The 18341-nt window shown below is 60.8% G+C and carries 15 protein-coding genes; 6 read left to right on the forward strand and 9 right to left on the reverse strand.

What is annotated here, in order from left to right:
* Positions 1 to 7: 7 nt before the first annotated feature.
* Positions 8 to 556 (forward strand): NADPH-dependent FMN reductase, encoded by a 549-nt coding sequence (locus tag EAY64_RS13310; protein WP_103525238.1) that lies wholly within the window; start codon positions 8 to 10, stop codon positions 554 to 556.
* Positions 557 to 711: 155 nt separating this feature from the next.
* Positions 712 to 1368, forward strand: coding sequence for a hypothetical protein (locus EAY64_RS13315; protein ID WP_103525239.1), 657 nt, complete (start codon positions 712 to 714; stop codon positions 1366 to 1368).
* Positions 1369 to 1426: 58 nt separating this feature from the next.
* On the opposite strand, the gene EAY64_RS13320 is transcribed toward EAY64_RS13315, so the two are convergent.
* Both EAY64_RS13320 and dokD read right to left on the reverse strand, forming a co-directional pair.
* Positions 1427 to 2212, reverse strand: a complete 786-nt coding sequence (locus EAY64_RS13320) for an ABC transporter substrate-binding protein (protein ID WP_103525240.1) — start codon at positions 2210 to 2212, stop codon at positions 1427 to 1429.
* 111 nt (positions 2213 to 2323) lie between these two features.
* A complete protein-coding gene (dokD, locus tag EAY64_RS13325) occupies positions 2324 to 3709 on the reverse strand; it encodes an ornithine/lysine decarboxylase DokD (RefSeq protein ID WP_103525241.1) in 1386 nt (461 codons plus the stop codon).
* 75 nt (positions 3710 to 3784) lie between these two features.
* Between dokD and EAY64_RS13330 the strand changes: the two genes are divergently transcribed.
* Positions 3785 to 4696, forward strand: coding sequence for a LysR substrate-binding domain-containing protein (locus tag EAY64_RS13330; RefSeq protein WP_103525242.1), 912 nt, complete (start codon positions 3785 to 3787; stop codon positions 4694 to 4696).
* Between the two features lie 50 nt (positions 4697 to 4746).
* Here EAY64_RS13330 and EAY64_RS13335 read toward each other — a convergent pair whose 3' ends face one another.
* From EAY64_RS13335 to EAY64_RS13345, 3 genes are all read right to left on the reverse strand, one after another.
* A complete protein-coding gene (locus EAY64_RS13335) occupies positions 4747 to 4959 on the reverse strand; it encodes a sigma factor-like helix-turn-helix DNA-binding protein (RefSeq protein ID WP_059286182.1) in 213 nt (70 codons plus the stop codon).
* A 203-nt stretch (positions 4960 to 5162) separates the two neighbouring features.
* Positions 5163 to 8633: an ATP-binding protein gene (locus EAY64_RS13340; protein ID WP_158604699.1), complete on the reverse strand. Its 3471-nt coding sequence runs from the start codon at positions 8631 to 8633 to the stop codon at positions 5163 to 5165.
* A gap of 370 nt (positions 8634 to 9003) precedes the next feature.
* Positions 9004 to 10254 carry a TIGR03862 family flavoprotein gene (locus EAY64_RS13345; RefSeq protein WP_103525244.1) on the reverse strand — a complete coding sequence of 417 codons (1251 nt, stop codon included), beginning with the start codon at positions 10252 to 10254 and terminating at the stop codon, positions 9004 to 9006.
* A 265-nt stretch (positions 10255 to 10519) separates the two neighbouring features.
* Here EAY64_RS13345 and EAY64_RS13350 point away from each other — a divergent pair, with 265 nt between their 5' ends.
* Both EAY64_RS13350 and dbpA read left to right on the forward strand, forming a co-directional pair.
* Positions 10520 to 12148: a methyl-accepting chemotaxis protein gene (locus tag EAY64_RS13350; protein WP_103525245.1), complete on the forward strand. Its 1629-nt coding sequence runs from the start codon at positions 10520 to 10522 to the stop codon at positions 12146 to 12148.
* Between the two features lie 208 nt (positions 12149 to 12356).
* Positions 12357 to 13742, forward strand: coding sequence for an ATP-dependent RNA helicase DbpA (gene dbpA, locus EAY64_RS13355; protein ID WP_103525251.1), 1386 nt, complete (start codon positions 12357 to 12359; stop codon positions 13740 to 13742).
* Between the two features lie 73 nt (positions 13743 to 13815).
* Here dbpA and tauD read toward each other — a convergent pair whose 3' ends face one another.
* The 4 genes from tauD to tauA form a co-directional block, all read right to left on the reverse strand.
* A complete protein-coding gene (gene tauD / locus EAY64_RS13360; protein WP_103525246.1) occupies positions 13816 to 14649 on the reverse strand; it encodes a taurine dioxygenase in 834 nt (277 codons plus the stop codon).
* Between the two features lie 176 nt (positions 14650 to 14825).
* A complete protein-coding gene (gene tauC, locus EAY64_RS13365; protein ID WP_103525247.1) occupies positions 14826 to 15704 on the reverse strand; it encodes a taurine ABC transporter permease TauC in 879 nt (292 codons plus the stop codon).
* A complete protein-coding gene (gene tauB, locus EAY64_RS13370) occupies positions 15701 to 16492 on the reverse strand; it encodes a taurine ABC transporter ATP-binding subunit (RefSeq protein ID WP_103525248.1) in 792 nt (263 codons plus the stop codon). Before tauB ends, tauC begins: the two co-directional genes overlap by 4 nt.
* A gap of 3 nt (positions 16493 to 16495) precedes the next feature.
* The gene (gene tauA / locus EAY64_RS13375) at positions 16496 to 17485 is read right to left on the reverse strand and encodes a taurine ABC transporter substrate-binding protein (RefSeq protein ID WP_103525249.1); all 990 of its coding nucleotides are present in this window, start codon (positions 17483 to 17485) and stop codon (positions 16496 to 16498) included.
* Between the two features lie 377 nt (positions 17486 to 17862).
* On the opposite strand from tauA, the gene EAY64_RS13380 reads away from it, so the two are divergent.
* A partial coding sequence (locus EAY64_RS13380) for a methyl-accepting chemotaxis protein (RefSeq protein WP_233566490.1) occupies positions 17863 to 18341 on the forward strand: 479 nt, incomplete at its 3' end.

Raw genomic sequence — 18341 nt, forward strand, 5'->3', positions numbered from 1 at the left:
ATAACTAATGAGCACACTGAAAGTTCTGGCCATTTGCGGCAGCCTGCGTCGCGCATCCACCAATATGGGCCTGCTGCGCTATGCACAAGCCCATGCACCGGCAGGCGTGAGCATCGAGATCGCCGACATCAGCCAGCTTCCCTTCTTCAATAGTGACATCAGTGAAAAGCCCGCTGCGGCGCAACAGTTGCTGGCACAGCTGGCAAGTGCCGATGCCCTGCTGCTGGCCTGCCCGGAATACAACTACTCCATGGCTCCGGCACTGAAAAACGCACTGGACTGGGCTTCGCGCGAGCCGGACAACGCACTGCTGGCTGGCAAGCCGGTAGCCATTGTTGGCGCAGGTGGCGGCATGGGAACTTCGCGTGCGCAATACCATCTGCGCCAGACCTGCGTATTCCTCGACCTGCACCCGCTGAACAAGCCGGAAGTCTTTGCCAACGCTTTTGCCGGTGGTTTTGATGCGGAAGGCAATCTGACCGACGAACGTCTGCAAGGGCTGGTGGTGCAACAGCTGCAGGCACTGCAAGTTTTGGCCGGCAAACTATCAGCCTGATTCACCAGCTAGCATCACCAGGCCGGAGCAGCCCAAGGGCACTCCGGCCTTATTGCATTGATTTTTACTAAAATTTTCCTGCCAGCGACCGATAATGAGACATCAGCTTGCCGCTTTGCAGGCAGGCCCTACCTTCCTCTCTGCAGGAGTCGCTCATGAGCATCAGCAGCATTCCGGGCAACAGCCTGTCGCTGTACGCCAGCCTCAGCAACACCACCCTGACTGACAGCAAGACCGGTGACAGCATCAGCAGCAGCACGCTGACGGTGGACGAAGTAGTCAGCCTGGGTCAGAACGACAGCAGCAGCCAGCCGCTGACTTATGACAAGCCCGGCAGCACGGCAACGCAAAATGTGGATGTCCCGGCGCTGCTGGCCAAGTCCAACCAGCAAGTGGCGGATTTCCTCAAACTGCTGGGCAATCTGACACAGCAACAGGGGCTGCAGTGGAACAAGGTAGTCAGTGGCGAGCAGCAATTGACGGTAGACCCGCAAACCAAGGCGGCAGCCACCCAGGCGGTGTCGGAAGATGGTGAACTGGGCGTCAAGAACACTGCCCGGCGCATTCTGGATTTTGCCCGGCTGGGCATAGGCAATGATCCCAGCAAGATCGATACCATCCGCGCCGCAGTGCAGCAGGGCTTTGATGAGGCGAAACAGGCTTTTGGTGGCAGCCTGCCCGATATCAGTACGCAGACCCACGACGCCATCATGGCAACACTGGACGATTGGCAGAAGAACGGCCTGCCCAGCAATAACGACTACACGCTGATCCGTCCGGACAGTAGTCAGGACAACTCAACAACTGCTTGAGCCACAGCCCCCGCCAGGACCGGCCACCAGCACCGAAGGCGGCGAGGGCTGCTGTAGCTCAATAAATATCGCGCCCGAAATACTGTGTACTAAGTTTCTTGAAGCTGCCATTGGCACGCACGGCAGCAATCGCCTTGTTCAGACGCGTCACCAGCTCCTTGTCTTCCTTGCGCACCGCCATGCCGGCGCCGGAACCCAGCACCTCGCGCTCGGCAGCGTTGTCGCCATTGATGGAGGGGCCGACAAAGGCGAAACTCTTGCCCGGCTCGCTCTTGAGGAAACCAGCCTCCACCTGCAACTCATCCTGGAAGCTGGCATCCAGCCGGCCGTTCACCAGGTCGGCATAAGCCTTGTCCTGATCTTCATAGCGCACCACATCCATGCCACGTGCCCCCCAGAACTTGCTCAGATACATATCGGCCGTGGTACCGCGCTGCACCCCTACCCGCTTGCCCTTCATGCCTTCGGCGGTAAATTTGAGGGTACTGCCCTTGGCCGCTATCAGCCGTTGTGGCGTGCGGAAATAACGCTCGCTGAAGGTCACCGCCTTGGCCCGATCAGCGGTAATGGTCATCGACGACATGATCACATCGTATTTCTTGGCGACCAGGCCGGGAATGATGCCATCCCAGTCCTGATTGATCAGCGTGCAGTGCGCCTTCATTTCCTTGCATAGCGCCATGGCCAGATCCGCCTCAAATCCGACGATCTGCCCGGCCGGGTTGAGCGATTCGAACGGCGGATAAGTGGCATCCATGCCGATACGCAGATTGTTCAGATCGGTCGCGCCAGCCTGTACGGCAGCAACGGACAGCAATACGGCACACCAGGATTGCAGCTTCATCTTGATTCCTCCGGACTGGGTGAGTAGACAAACGCACGACAAGGGACGGCTTGGTGTTATCACGCCACACCCGTCAAGGGGCGTGGCGGTATGGCAAGACAGTTCTGACCATCAGCCGAGGTCACGCTCCAGCAACAACATGTCGTCAAAGCGTTCCTGACGGCGGATCAGCCGGTAATGAGCGGCGTCCTCGATCAGCACCGCGGCCGAACGTGGCTGGGCGTTGTACACCGTCTGGTTTTCCAGCTGATAGGCACCTACATCGAGAAAGGCCACTACATCGCCCACGGCACTGGCTTCGGGCAGCAGGAACTGCTCACCCAGCGGGCCGTGGCGGAAATAGTCGCCGCCATCGCACAGCGGCCCGCCCAGCTTGACCGGCTGATTGTGGCTGTCTGCAATGCGGCTGGCGTTGTAGATATAGAAATACCAGTCCTTGTAATCCGGAATGGCGTTGAAGCCGGCATCCAGCATGCGCCAGTCCACCTGGCCTTCCACGCTGCCATCTTCATTGAGCAGGGTCTTGCGCTTGCCGCTGACCAGGCCGGTGAGCAATACCGCCGCGCTGCCCACCACCTTGCGCCCCGGCTCGATGCAGATTTCGATGTCCTGGCGCCAGGCATGCACTTCGCGAATCACTGCCGCAGCAAATTCATCGGCCCCGATATTGGGCTGCATGTTTTCCGGGCCTCCCAGGCCACGGTCGCTGGCATAGCGGTAGGGCGTGGGGATGCCGCCACCGACATTGATCATGTCAAAACGGATATTCAGGGCCTTCTCCAGCTGGCGCGCGGTATCCACCAGCACGCGCGTCGCCGCGGCAAACGGCTCGGCATCCGGCACCTGATCGCCCACATGCATGTGCAGGCCACACAGGCGGACATAGGGCATGGCGGCGACCTGGCGGCAAATCCGCTCGGCATCAGCCAGATCCACACCGGACTTGGCGCGAAAAGCCGTCATCAAGCCCTCATGCGTGGCGGCTTTCACATTGGGCTCCACCCGCAGGCAGATGCGCACCGGCTGCGCCAGGCGACGGCTGATGCGGTCGATGGCGACCAGTTCCTGTTCGCTATCCACATTGATGGCGTGCAATTGCTGGCTGATGGCGAATTCCAGCTCTTCATCACGCTTGACCACGCCGTTGTAGACGATGTCGCTGCCCACAAAGCCAGCTGCCAGGCAGCGGCGGATTTCATTGACAGAATTGGCCTCGATGCTGATGCCCGCCGCGCGCACTACTTGCAATACGGCCAGTAGCGAGCAGGCTTTGGAGGCATAGCAGATACGGGTGGCGGCATGGCCGGCAAAGGCCTGCTGGATTTCGGCGATATTGCGGCGGATTTCCGGCGCGGAATAGACAAACAAGGGTGAGCCAAATTGTGCGGCCAGCGCTGGCAGATCCACCCCTTCGAATTGCAAATGGTTGCCAGCGGCGCTCAGGCGGCGGTCATGCTGCAGGGTGTATTGCCGTTGGGAATCATAATCGTGGTACATGGCGTCTCCATTTGATGGTGCTGTTTGTTGCCAAACATACGGAAATCACCTAATTTGCACGAACGAATTATTGGCATGGAACTATTCCATTCTGTCATGAACGACACCCATCACCTTCCCTCGCTCTCCGCCCTGCGTGCCTTTGTGACCGTGGTGCAGAGCGGTAGCTTTACTGAAGCGGCACGCCGGCTCTTCCTGACCCAGGGCGCCATCAGCAAGCAGATCCGCCTGCTGGAAGAGCATTACGGCACGCCCTTGCTACAACGCCACAGCCGACAGATACAGCCCACGCCATCGGGCCGCACCCTGCTGCCGGTGGCACAAGACGTGGTGGAAAGACTGAAAGAAGTGGAAAGGCGGCTGAAAACCCAGACCGACATCCTGTCGCTACAGGTGTATGTGACGTTTGCCGTGCGCTGGCTGATGCCAAGGCTGGGCAGCTTCTACCAGCAATACCCGCTTACCCAGCTGCGCATGGACAGCATGGTGTACGAGCCTTCGGAGCTGGACCCGAGCATTGATCAGGCCTACATCCTGTTTGGTCGCGGGCACTGGCCCAATATGCAGGCCGAGTTACTGCTGGCGGAGAAACTGAGCCCGGTATGTGCCCCCGGCATGCTGTCGCAGCTGACCTGCCTGGAGGATCTGGCGGGGCAGACGCTGTTTCATACCACCCGCGACTACGAGGAGTGGATGGCCTGGCTGGCCAGCCAGCAGATCAGCTCGCTGACGCAATACAAGCATCAGGTGGTAGACCTGCACCACCTGGCCTGGACCGCTGCGGCCAGCGGGCTGGGGGTGGCCATCGGCGATATGGCACTGCTGAAGGACGAGCTGCAACAGGGCCGGCTGGTGCGCCCCTTCGATACCGTACTGGAAACCGGCTGCGGCTATTACCTGGCCTACCCCGACAGCTATGCCGATCACCCCGGCCTACAGGCACTGTTGAGCTGGCTGCGCCAGCAGGCTGCTGGCGACGCTGCATAGAAAAAGCCCGGCTTGGGGCCGGGCTGCAAGTCAACAACGCAGGAGAAATTCTATAAAGGCAGATGCCCGGACAAGGCATTGAGCTTGCGTAGCGCGAGACGGAAGCGGGTATGCGCACGGGAAACGGTGGATTCACTGATATCCATTTGCTGTGCAGCAAAATAGCCGGTCATGCCTTCCACTTCCATCAGCCACACGGCTTCGCGCGAGCGTTTTTTCAGGCCGATCAGGTCGGCAACCTGGTTGAAATCGTCAAGTTTCATGGCTCTGATCTCCGACATCAAACTGGGATGACTTGGCGCTGCCAGTCTCTACCCGGGCGGGCAACACCGGCAAGACTGCAAACCACAGCGCCTTGTTTTTTCAGCATAGATGCTTGCATAAAAAATGCATGGTCTGATTTGCATCAAATACCATTGCAGCGCGGCCAGCTCGTGAGCGCCAGCGGTTTGGGATGGTGCCAGCGCTAGGCCGCATGGCTGTCGGCAGACTGCTGCGACGGCTGCAGATACTTGTCCAGCATGGCCGACAAGGCCACGATGGACAACGGCTTGGTGAGGAAATCATTCATGCCGGCGGCGCTGGTTTTTTCCTGCTCTTCCACCCCGGCATTGGCGGTGCAGGCAATGATGATGGTGGGCGGCCTGGCCGGGTGTTCTGCTTCGTAATTGCGGATCAGCCGCGCCAGCTGGTAACCATCGGTATTGGGCATCTGGCAGTCGGTCAGCAGCAGGCTGAAATGGCCGTCCTGCCACTTGGCATAAGCCTCGGCACCGTCTTCGGCCAGCTCCACCCGGTAACCCAGTTTTTCCAGCTGCAGGGTCGCCAGCTTGCGATTGGTGGGATTATCCTCAGCGAACAGAATCGGCAGGGTCGCCTGATCCTGATTGCCCACCAAACTGGCCGCACCGCCCGGCAGCTGTTGCAGCGATTCTTCCAGCGCCTGCACATCAGCCACCGCCGCCACCAACAATAGCGAGGCGCAGCTACCCTGACCGACCGCGCTGTCCAGGCTCACTTCCCCGCCCATCAGCTTGGCCAGCCGGCGACAGATGGTCAGCCCCAGCCCGGTGCCGCCAAAGCGGCGTGAGGTATCGGATTCAGCCTGGGTAAAGGGCTGGAACAGCTTGGCCAGCCCCTCGGCATTGATGCCGATGCCGGTGTCCTGCACTTCGAAGCGCAAGGTCTGCGCGTGGGCCTCTTCTTCCAGCAACAGCACGCGCAAGGTGATACGGCCATGCGCAGTGAACTTCACCGCATTGCTGACGAAGTTCTGCAAGATCTGCCGTACCCGCAACGGGTCGACCACCACCGCGGCCGCCACGCGCGGATCAATCTCCAGCACGAAATCCAGCCCTTTGCGCGCGACGGCCTGCGCATACAGGGTATGCACCTGTTCCAGCAGGGGCCGCAGCAGTGTGGGCGCCATCACCACCTCGAGCTTGTCGGCCTCGATCTTGGAAAAATCCAGGATGTCATCGATCAGCCGCAACAAGGTGCGGGCCGACTCCTGTATGGTATCCACCGAATCTTTCTGCTCTTCATCCAGCGGAGTCATGGCCAGCAGTTCCAGCATGCCCAGCACGCCGTTCATTGGCGTGCGGATTTCATGACTCATGGTGGCGAGAAAGGCGCTCTTGGCCTTGTTGGCCGAGTTGGCCTGATCGCGCGCTTCCAGCAATTCGCGCTCGGCCTGCTTGCGCTCGGAAATATCGATGCAGGCCAGAATCGAACCCTGTTCCGGCTGCGCGGCAAACAGGTTCATGCCCTCGAACAAGACCCAGATCGGTTCACCGTGACCAGCCTTGCATTCGATCTCACAGACCACCTTGGTCTGCTGCTGCACCATGTCATTCAACTGGCTGGTCAGCTCGAACCAGCCCTCGTCGGACAACACCAGCTCCATCAGATGCCGGCCTGGCAACTGTTCCTTGCCGCTGAGAAACATCGCTTCGGCCATGCGGTTGGCGCGCACAATCTGCATATTGGCATTCAGCCGCAGCAGTCCGACCGGCGAGGCGGAATAGATCGCTTCCTCTTCCTGCAACACCGCCCTTAGCTGCGCTTCCGAATGCAGGCGACGGTCTTCCTCGTCGTAGAAGCCCAGAATGCTGGCACAAGAGCTGACCAGTGGCCGGATATCCTTTTCCACCAGCAAGGGGTCGGCACCACGCAGGCAGATGATGGCGTGAACCTGCTCGTCCTGCGCCACCGGCAGACTGACCCAGGCCGGCTCGTTGGCCAGGGCGGCCATCAGATAACTGACCGGGTCCAGCTCCTGGCCGATGCTGGCGAGACTGGGGAAATGCGCCGGCCATTCTCCGGCCTGCAAATTGATATTGAGCGAACCATCGCTGACATTGAACAACTCCAGCAGGAAACCATCGGCCGCCGCGGCAAAGCGCTTGAACTCTTCCAGCAGCCGGTTCAGCACCTGCTGCCGTGGCCAGCGGCACAGCATCAGGTTTTCCACATGGGAGATGGCTGACAGCATGTCCAGATTGCGCTCCAGCGAATGTTCGGCCAGCCGGCGCTGGTGTTCATCCCGGATGATCAGCAGATAAACGGTATGGGCAGCGCTGTCCTGGTAGCGGGTCAAGGTCAGCCCGGCAAAAAAGCAGCGACCGCTGCGCTCCATGCCCAGGCCCTGCAAATTGATGCCCACCTCGTCACCGGCCAGCAGCATGGCCTTGCCCAGGTCATCGCCCATGCGTAGCAACTGGTCGATCGGCAAACCAAGCAAACCGCCCATCGGATAGCCAAACATGCGCTCGGCACCGGCAGCGGCGCTCTGGATGATGCCCTGCTCATTGATGGTCATGATGGCGTCACCGGCGGCATCCAGCATGCGCTGCTGATGATTGAGCGGCTGCAGCACCTTGCGCACCATGAAATACAGCAAGGCCACGCCCAGTATCAGCAAGAAAGCCCCCAGCAGGCTGTCGCGCAGCAACAGGCGGCGATAGTGCTGATGATTCTGCCGGATCAGTTCGCCAGTCATGTCCGACAAGAGCATGAAGGTATCGCGCGCCGTATCCTGGGTAAGCGTCAGCTGGCTTTGCAGCTGGGCCGCGGCCAGCGGATTGTCGCCATGCTCGCGCAGTATCTGGACTTGTTGCTTGGTCTGGATGTTCAGTTGCAGGGCAAGCGCGGAAAATTGCCGCATGCGCTGCGTCAGGCGCGGGTCATTGGCATAGCGGGCATCGCTGCGCAGTTTTTCCAGCAACACGCCAGCCAGCTCCAGCCGGGCACGCAAATCGTCCTCCTCGGTTTCACTCAGCATCGAGTTGAGCTCCGCGCGCAACACCAGCCCCATGGCGGTGGCGCGCAGGCTGCGCGCCACCAGCCAGCCATCCTGTTTGATGGTATCCAGCAGATTGATGTCGGCACTGCCGCTCAGATCAAGGCGGTTGCCGGTTTCCACCATCATCGCGCTCAGCGTGCCCTGCAGCGTGCGCATCGCCAATTCCAGGCCATAGCTCAGGGTTTCATCGCGGGCAAAGGACTTACCCAGCCGGCTATTGACCTCTTGCCGCAAGCGTTTGAAATTTTGCCATTGCCCGGCAAACTGCTCGCCATAGTGACGCTCATCCGGCAACTGGCGGAATGACTGCACGACCTGCTCGGCCCAGAAATCCGCCCCCTGCTGCAAGCGCAACAAGGCTGCATGATCCGCCTCGCCCGGCGCCGTGCTGCGGTTGAGCAAAAGGCGCGCCTGGATCGATTCGCGCCGCGACAGGTCGGCCGCCATGTACAGTTGCCTGCTGATATTGTTCAGCTGCATCAACTGCTCGGCCTGTTGATAGTTGGCCCAGGAGGCCACCAGCAACTCGGTAATCCAGGCCAGCTGGATTGCGCCCAGCAAGATGACGATGAGCAAGACCGCCCGACTGATAGACAAGGTCTGCAGTACCTTGCTGCTGATTTTTTTGTGCATACCCACCCCTGAATTGCGCCAGGACGATGCAAGCTTGCTGCCGCAGTGCCAGGCTATTGCTAAGGTATAGCCGCCCGACAAGGACATTGACATGGCAAACTCAGGCCACGGAGCAAGAACATCACCGGCAGGCACCAGCCGATGACGGGCCGGCAAGGAAGGAAAGCAGTAGCGGGGGTAAAACGATGATTAGGCAGGCGCTGCCGACATGGCGCCAGCACTGTACCGCAGCGGCCAAGACAGACTTAGGCCAAGCGGGGTGAAGATAGCGGCCGACAGGCCCAGCCACGCAGGCCGACCCGGGCATGGGGCACGGCCATGTCAGCCGCGACCTTAATCCATGGCCAGCCGTGCAGGGCGCAACAGCAAATCAAACAGCCCGGGGGCGACGCAGCCAGTCCAGCATGCCCAGCCCGGCAGCACGGCCACTGGCCAGGCAGGCGGTCAGCAGGTAGCCGCCGGTTGGCGCTTCCCAATCCAGCATTTCGCCGGCGCAAAACACACCTGGCCGGGCCTTGAGCATCAGCCGCTCGTCCATGGCTTCGAAACGGACACCACCGGCAGTGCTGATGGCCTCGTCGATGGGTCGCGTGGCATATACGGTCAGCGGCAGGCGCTTGATGCCGGCGGCCAGCGCGCTCATGTCGGTAAAGGCTTCCTTGCTCAGACACTCGCGCAGCAGGCCGGCGCGCACACCCTTGAGATTGAGCCGGCTTTGCAAATGGCTGGACAGCGAACGCGAGCCACGCGGGTGGGCGACTTCACTCAATACCTGTTCGGCGCTTTTCTGTGACAACAAATCCAGATAACAGGTGGCCGAACCCTGCGCCAGCAGCGTGTCGCGCAGTGCGGCGGAAAAGGCATAGATCAGATTGCCTTCCACGCCGTAGCGCGTCACCACGCACTCGCCGGTCTTGCGCACGGTATTGCCCGCCAGATCGGTAAATTCCAGCGTCACCGATTTCAGCGGCTGGCCGGCAAACTTGTCGGCAAAGTGCGCACTCCAGTTGCAGTCAAAGCCGCAATTGGCCGGCAGCAAGGGCCGCACGGCAACACCCTGTTCGCTGAGCAAGGGCAACCAGCTGCCATCCGAACCCAGCTTTTTCCAGCTACCACCACCCAGTGCCAGCAACACGGCAGCGTGTTGAGCCTCCGATTCACCATCGGGCGTACTGAAGCGCAAGGCGCCGTCAGCAGCCCAGCCCAGCCAGCGGTGGCGCACACGGAATTGCACCCCGCCTTCGCGCAGGCGCGACAACCAGGCGCGCAGCAAGGGCGCAGCCTTCATCTCACGCGGAAATACCTTGCCGGAACTGCCGACAAAGGTTTCCACCCCCAGCCCATGCACCCATTCGCGTAAGCGGTCGGCATCGAAATCCTGCAGCCATACGCTCAGTTCGGCCTCACGCTCGCGGTAGCGGCTGAGGAAATCGGCCTTGGCTTCGGCGTGGGTGATATTCATGCCGCCGACACCGGCCAGCAGGAATTTGCGCCCCACCGACGGCATGGCGTCATACACCGTCACCGCCACACCCGCAGCCGCCAGCACCTCGGCAGCCATCAGGCCGGACGGACCTCCGCCGATGATGGCGACACTGGATGAGGACGTGGGCTGCTGCATGAGGACTCCTGACTGGTGGCCAAGCACCCTGAGCGCAGCACGCAAGTGCCAGATCCAGGGTGCTGCCTGTTGATTGAGGCGGGATTGTTGCAGAAATCACGCGATCTCCCAAGCCGCATCGTGCCAATGCAGCCATCGCGGGAAAAAATTTGACTTAAACCAAGCACAGTTAATATTACCTACGTTACGCTGGCCGCTGTTACAGGCCATGACGGCTCAATAAAAACATAAGCAACAACAAAAGGAGGCGGGGCTCCCGTTTGCAATGAAAAAATTTTCCGAATGGCCAATCTGGCTGAGACTGACCAGCGCCATCTGGTGCTGTCTGGTAGTGGCATGGAGCGGGCTGATTGCCTGGGAAACCACGGTCAGCCGCGACATCGCCGTATCCCAGGCCAAGGATCTGGCCAGCAGCATGAATGAAATGACGCTGGCCGGCCTCACCGGCATGATGATGACCGGCACGGTGGGTCAGCGTGATGTGTTTCTGGATCAGATCAAGGAGTTGTCTGCGGTGCGCGAGCTGCGGGTGATCCGTGGCGACGCCGTGAGCAAGCAGTTTGGCCCCGGCAATGCCGGCGACAAGGCGCACGCGGCAGATGAGGCCGAAAAAGGTGCGCTGGCCAGCGGCCAGCCTTATATCGCCATCGAATCCACCCCGCAGCTGGGCGAACACCTGCATGTGGTGTACCCGGCGCGCGCCGCCAGCAACTATCTGGGCAAAAACTGCATGGCTTGCCACCAGGTGAGTGCCGGCACACCGCTGGGTGCGGTCAGCATGCGCATTTCGCTGGAAAAACCCTATGCCTCGGTCACCCAGTTCCGTAACCAGAGCATTCTGTTCGCCCTCATTGCCTCGCTACCGTTGATGGCGGTGGTCTTCTTCTTTATCCGCAGCTTCGTCACCCGGCCGCTGCAAGCCATGGCCGGCGGCCTGTCCGAACTGGCCAAGGGCGAAGGCGATCTTACCCGCCGGCTGGAAGTGCGCCATCAGGATGAAATCGGCCAGACCGCCGGCCTGTTCAACCAGATGCTGGGCTCGATTGCCGATCTGGTGCGACAGGTTGGCAGCGCCGCCCGCACGGTGGCCTCCTCCGCAGGCCAGCTCAGCAGTGGTGCAGAAAAACTGGCTGACAGTTCACGTACCCAGAACGCCCAGTCGCAGGATGCGGCACAAGCCGTGGAGCAGCTGGCACAGCATATCGGCGAAATCGCCCGCCACGCCGAACAGGTGCTGGAACAGTCGGACGAAAGCCTGCAGCGCTCGCAACAGGGCCGCCGCGACCTCACCCAGCTGCAACAGGAAGTCAATCAGGTGCAGCAGGCGGTGGAAATGATGGCCGAGGCGGAAACCGAGCTGGTGAAATCCACCAGCTCCATCACCAGCATGACGCAACAGGTACGCGACATCGCCGAACAGACCAATCTGCTGGCGCTGAATGCCGCCATTGAAGCAGCCCGCGCCGGGGAAGCCGGGCGCGGCTTTGCCGTGGTGGCCGATGAAGTACGCAAGCTGGCGGAAAAATCTGCCCTGTCCGCCCGCGAAATCGACACCGTCACTGGTGCGCTCAACCACAAGACCGAAGCGGTACGCCAGGCGGTGGCCGCCAGCCTGACCTCGCTGGAAGCCAGCCACCAGTCGGCAGGACAAGTGGCCAGCGTGCTGGAATCGGCCAGCGACTCGGCCACCGCCGTACGCAATGGCCTGCGCCAGATCGTGCAGGTAACCGAGCAGCAGCGCGAAACCAGCCAGCGCGTCACCCGCAATATCGACAGCATCGCCGAACTGGCCAGCACCAATGACAGTGCCATCCAGCACACCGTGCGCTCGGCAGAAGAGCTGGAAAGCCTGGCCGCCGGCCTGAACGATTCGGTGGCCCGCTTCAAGGTATAAGCCGGATAACACCACCGACAACGCCAGTGAGCCGCTCACTGGCGTTTTTTCTTGCGCCAGAAAACCGCCGCCAGCGCCAAGTCATTCAGCACACAGCAAAAAATGCCACAAGCCGCCAGCTTTAGCCCACGTGCAGCAAGGCTTGTTTGGACAATGCCGCTGCAGCTGTTACACTGCCCACCCTTTCTGTCGTTACATCGCCAAGTCCGTGAAAAAAATCGCCTTTTCCAGCCTCACCGCGCTGCCTGAAGCCCTGCTCTCCAACCTGGACAGCCTCGGTTACCACAGCATGACCCCCATCCAGGCCGAAAGCCTGCCGGTGATTCTGGAAGGACGCGACCTGATCGCCCAGGCCAAGACCGGTAGCGGCAAAACGGCAGCCTTCGGCCTTGGCATGCTGGCCGGCATCAATCCGCGCTGGTTCGCCGTGCAGGGCCTGGTGCTCTGCCCCACCCGCGAACTGGCCGACCAGGTGGCGCAGGAAATCCGCCGCCTGGCCCGCAGCATCGACAATATCAAGGTGGTCACCCTCACTGGCGGCTCGCCCATGGGCCCGCAGCGCGGCTCGCTGGAACACGGTGCGCACATCGTGGTGGGCACGCCTGGCCGGCTGCAGGACCACCTGTTCCGCCAGTCGCTGGATCTGTCCAATGTGAAAATGCTGGTGCTGGACGAGGCCGACCGCATGATTGACATGGGCTTCATCGAAGAAATCGTCGGCATCGTGCGCGCCTGCCCGCGCACCCGCCAGACCTTGCTGTTCTCGGCCACCTACCCGGACACCATCCGCAAGGCCAGCGCGCAGTTCCTGCGCCAGCCGGTGGAAGTGAAAGTACAAGCCCTGCATAGCGGCGACCATATCGAACAATGGTTTTACAAGGTGAAGCCGGAAACCCGCCTGGAAACCGTCACCCGCATCCTGCAGCATGTGCGCCCGGCTTCGGCACTGGCCTTCTGCAATACCAAGGAACGCTGCAAGGAGCTGGTGAAAGACCTGCAAAAACGCGGCTTCTCGGCACTGGCACTGTATGGCGATCTGGAACAGCGCGACCGCGACCAGATCCTGCTGCGCTTTGCCAACAAGAGCACCACCGTGCTGGTGGCCACCGACGTGGCCGCCCGTGGCCTGGATATCAAGGAGCTGGATCTGGTGATCAATGTGGACGTGAGCCACGACCCGGAAATCCACATTCACCGTATCGGCCGTACCGGTCGCGGCGAGCTGCATGGCCTGGCCATGACCCTGACCTGCGAAAACGATGCGCGTCGTCTGGTGCAAATCGAGGATTACCAGAAAGCCCCGCTCACCTGGGCCGAAGTCACCGAACTGACCCCGGCTCCGGGCGGCCAGCTGATTCCGGCCATGGTGACGCTGGAAATTGCCGGCGGCAAACGTGACAAGCTGCGCCCCGGCGACATTCTGGGTGCACTGACCGGCGAAGGCGGCATTGCCGGCAGCCATGTCGGCAAGATCAACGTGCTGGAAGGTGCCAGCTTTGTTGCCCTGCAACGCGACATCGCCCAGCAAGCCTTCGAACAATTGTCGGTCAGCAAGATCAAGGGTCGCTTGTTCAAGATGCGTTTTGTCGAATAAGCCCCCAGCTGCCAGCCATGTAAAAGCCACCCCGAGGGGTGGCTTTTTGTTTCGCTGACTCACACTCGGCCGCTCAGAACGGCTTGTCGCCCAGGATGGTGGCACGGTGCATGATGCGGCGCGTCGGGCGGTAATCGTCCACCGCATAATGGCTGGTGGAACGATTGTCCCAGAAAGCCACGTCCCCGGCCTGCCAGCGCCAGCGGATGCTGAACTCCGGCCGCGCCTGATGAGCCAGCAGGAAAGCCAGCAAGGCTGCGCCCTCTTCTTCCGGCAATTCGTTGATTTCGGTAGTGAAACCACCATTCACAAACAAGCCCTTGCGCCCGCTCTCTGGGTGGGTACGCACCACCGGGTGGCTCAGCGGCGGATTGTCGCGCCGGGTTTGCTCCCATTTCGCGCGGTCGGCCGGCGTCAGGCCAAAACGCTTGAGCGGGAAGGTCTTGGTAAAGTCGTGGGTGGCGGTCAGCCCCTCCAGCAAGGTTTTCAGGCGGTCGGACAGCGCATCCCAGGCGGCAAAGCTGCTGGCCCACAGGGTATCGCCACCAAACTCCGGCAGCTGGCGCGCCGCCAGCACCGCAGCCGCCGGCGGGGTTTCGATGAAGGTGACATCGGTATGCCAGATGGCATTGTCTTTCAGGTCGAACGCGTCGGTATCCAGAATCATCACCTGCGGCGCATCCGGATGCTGCGGGTAGATGGGGTGGGTGTGCAGATCACCAAAGCGGGCGGCAAAATCACGCTGCTGGCGCGGGCTGATGTCCTGCTCACGGAAGAACAGCACCTGGTGCTGCAGCAGCGCCTGGTGTATCTCCTGCTGCTGGCTGTCGGTCAGCGGCTGCGCCAGATCCACGCCTTCGACAATGGCACCCAGCGCCGGGGACAAACGGGTAAGAGTCAGACTCATCTTATATTCCTTGCAGTATTCGGTTCTGGCCGCCGCCACAGGCAGCGGCCATGAAATCTCTTTAGAGCCACTAACAAAACCTCGTAGAGAACCCGAGCCAAGGCGCGCCGACGCAGACAGTACAAGTAGTACGGCAAGGAGGTGCAACGCAGGCGCGGGGGTTTTGTTGGCGGGTCTTAATCCAACTGGCCATGCCAGGGTGCCAGTCGCCGCTGCAACAGACGCAAACCCAGTTCCAGCGCAAAGGCGATCACCGCGATGACGGCAATGCCCAGAATCACCACATCGGTCACCAGGAACTGCGCCGCCGACTGCACCATGAAACCCAGCCCGCGCGTGGCCGCCACCAGTTCGGCCGCCACCAGGGTGGACCAGCCGGTACCCAGGCCGATGCGGATGCCGGTGAGGATTTCCGGCAAGGCCTCGGGCAGGATGACAAACCACAGCAACTGGCTGCGGCTGGCACCCAGCGTCTGCGCTGCACGCAGGCGGTTACGGCTGACCTGTGCCACACCATGACTGGTGGCGATGATGACCGGGGCCAGTACCGCCAGGAAAATCAGCAGCACCTTGGACAATTCGCCAATACCGAACCAGATCACGATCAGCGGCAGATAGGCCAGCGGAGGCACCGGGCGATAGGCTTCGATCAAGGGATCGAGCAGACCGCGCGCCACCGGGCTGACGCCCATCAGCACACCCAGCGGGATACCCAGCAGCACTGCACCCGCCAGGGCCAGCACGATACGTTGCAGGCTGGCCGCCAGATGCTGCCACAGCGTGGCATCCATGAAGCCCTGGGTGCTGACGGTGATCAGCTTGGCCAGTACAGCCTCCGGAGAGGGCAGGAACAGCGGTGGCACGATGCCGCTATGCGACAGCCCCCACCACAGCGCCAGCAGGCCAAGCAGGCTGATGCCACTGAGCCAGCCACGGCGATATTGTGCCCATACGCTCGGACTCAAGGCGGCGGCCTCCGCTTCGATCTCGTCCGGCACCCCTTTCGGCGCAGCGGCCACCAGCCGTTGTTCCAGTGAAGTTTCCAGCGTATTCATGCAAGCTCCTCCTCCGGCTTGCGCCGGTGATCAAACAGCGTGGCCAGCAGCTGTTCACGCAGGGCGATAAAGGCCGGGTCCGACTTGATGGCCCGCGCCGACTCCCCGGCGCGGTAACGCTGACTGAAGCCAGGTCGCAGCGTCTCGACAATGCGTCCCGGCCCTGGCGACATCAGCACCAGCTCGGTGGCCAGAAACAGCGCTTCCTCGATATCGTGGGTAATCAGAAAGATACGGCGGCGTGCCTGCTGCCACACTTTCAGCAACAGTTCCTGCATCTGCTCGCGGGTAAAGGCATCCAGTGCGCCAAAGGGCTCATCCATCAGCAATACCTGCGAATGGCTGGCCAGCGCACGGGCAATGCCCACCCGCTGACGCTGCCCGCCGGACAGCTGCCAGCTATAGCGACCGCCGGCTTCGGGCAGGTCAACCAGGCGCAGTACCTCGTCGGCCCGCGCCAGCCGTTCGGCCTTGGCCACCCCTTGCAGGCGCAGGCCAAAGGCCACGTTGTCACGCACATTCAGCCAGGGCAGCAAGGCATCATGCTGAAACACCACCGCCCGCTCGGCCCCCGGCCCCGTCACCGGCTGGCCAGCAAAGCTGATCGTGCCGCTATCGGGCTTAACAAAACCAGCGAACAGATTGAGCAAGGTGGTTTTGCCGCAGCCGGACGGACCCAGCGCGACAGTGAGGTCGTCCGGGCCGATATCCAGCGATACCCCGGCCAGGGCCGGGCGGGTCTGCCCGGGATAGCGCACCGTGACCTGATTGGCAGACAGGCTGGACATGGCTTATTTCGCCGCCTTGACGAACTGATTGCTCACATAGGGGCTGTAATCAGCCTGCAGGCTGTCCACCTTGCCCTGCGACTTGAGGAAGGCTGCGGTATTGGCCACGGCCTGCACGAAGGGCTTTTGCAGCAGGGCAATCTGGTCTTTCTGGGTGAGGAAACGGTTGCCCTGCAAGCCCAGCACCACATCGGCCGGCGCGGCGCCAGTCAGGCGGCTGATCTTGTCGATATTGTCCTTGTTGGCAATAAAGGCCTTGGGGTTGGCCACATAGCCGGCGATGGCATCCAGCGACACCTTGGCAAACTTGTTGACGAATTCCGGATGGGCATCGGCAAAGTCCTTGCGCACAATCCAGATATCGTAAGTCGGCGCACCCCACTTGGACACTTGCGCCGAACTGGTCAGCACCTTGCCACTGGCCTTGATCTTGCCCAGTGCCGGGTCCCACACATAGGCGGCATCAATATCACCACGCTGCCAGGCGGCGGTAATTTCACTCGGGCGCAGGTTCAGCACATTCACCTTGGTCGGATCGACCTTCCAGTGCTTCAGCGAGGCCAACAGGCTGTAATGGGTGGTGGACACATAGGGCACGGCCACCTTTTTTCCGATCAGGTCTTGCGGCTTGCTGATCTTGCTGCCATTACGCACCACCAGTGCCTCGGCATCACCGATTTCATCCGCCACCAGGAAGGTGACAATGGGCAGGCCACGGCTGGCAGCAGCAGCCAGCGGGCTGGAACCCAGATTGCCAATCACCACATCGCCCGAGGCCACGGCGGCAATCACTTCCGAACCGCTTTCAAACTTGCGCCAGTTGATCTGGCTGCCGGTGGCTTTTTCATAAGCACCATCGGCCTGCGGAATCTTGGTGGGGTCGATGCCGGTCTGGTAGGCAATGGTCACGGTATCGGCAGCCAGCGCAAGACCGCTGAGCAAGGTGAGCGAGGCCGCAATCAGGGTAAGGCGGGGCAGTTTGGCGTTGTTCATCATGCTTTCCAGTAATGGGTGTGGGTTTTGTTGATGCACACCAATCTAGCAAACTGCCCCGCCAAAACTAAGCAAGAAAAAACGCATTGCTTATCAGAAACATGAAATTGACCAGGCTACGCCAGGGAAAACGTCACTGCGGTTTATGAACATCCTATGACGTGACGCAAAGAGCAGCTTGCCAGCCCTCTTTATCATTTAAACCATTGAATTTAAAAAACCTGCAGTCAGCAGCAAGAGAACTACGCTTGCTGACCCACAGCCGCTTGCGGCGAGTGCTTTGTCTTTGCCAGACGCAGGTAAAACGCTGTAAAGTGTTTAAAATAAATCCATTAATCTTTAAATAAAACAAAATTGGTATCCGGGAGATAAACAGAATGTTTGGATCAGGCAACAAAAAGCGCATACAGCAACTGCAAGATCGGGTGACCGAACTGGAAAGCGCGCTGCAACAGAGCCAACGGCAGTTACAGGACAGCGAACAGGCACGCCAGCAGGCCGAAGCACAAATCAGCGCACAACAGAGCCAGACGCAGCGCAATCAAAGCTATGTCGAGCCCTTTGGCGACTTCTGCATCAGCCTGTCCAGCATTCGTGGTTCCTTCGCCGAGCTGGCGGCACTGATGGAAAACAATTTCGGTGCAGCGGCCGATGCGGTCACCACCCTGCACCACACCCGTGGCGCGGTGGATACGCTGGCACAGAGCTTTGATGAAATTGCCCAGGCCCAGCAGAAAACCGCAGAATCCATGGACTCGCTCAATAGCAAGACCAGCCAGATCCGCCAGTTTGTGCAGTTGATCAAGGATGTCGCCGAACAGACCAATCTGCTGGCACTGAACGCCGCCATCGAAGC

Origin of the sequence: Aquitalea palustris, from assembly GCF_003693445.1 — a bacterium.
Classification (GTDB): domain Bacteria; phylum Pseudomonadota; class Gammaproteobacteria; order Burkholderiales; family Chromobacteriaceae; genus Aquitalea; species Aquitalea palustris.